General features: G+C 37.5%; 1 pseudogene. It reads right to left on the reverse strand.

Features of this window, described 5'->3' with window-relative positions:
* Positions 1 to 31: 31 nt before the first annotated feature.
* Positions 32 to 320, reverse strand: a pseudogene (locus tag SB658_RS22825) (amino acid permease); the annotation flags it as partial.

Consider the following 320-nt stretch of genomic DNA (forward strand, 5'->3'; position numbering starts at 1 on the left):
GTTTTATAAAAGAAAAAACGAGCAAATTGCGTTATGCAACTTGCCCGTTTTTCTTTTCGTTATTTTTTTTCTCATCACGATTCATTAATGGATAGAAAGCAAATCCGATTACGAATAAACCAATTCCGAGAAGGAACGTTTTTATATCGGCTGCGCCGGTTTTAATAACCCATAGTGCGTAGCAAAGTGCGATTACTGCGACTATACCATCTGTAATTCTTGCCCGCATTTCATTTTTATATGTTTCACCAGTTGCGACTAGTTTTAACTGGAAGATTGGTGAAACGAGATATGGAATGAGGTAGGCTAGTGTTGATACG

It is taken from the genome of Bacillus sp. SIMBA_008 (assembly GCF_046535495.1).
Lineage (GTDB): Bacteria > Bacillota > Bacilli > Bacillales > Bacillaceae > Bacillus > Bacillus subtilis.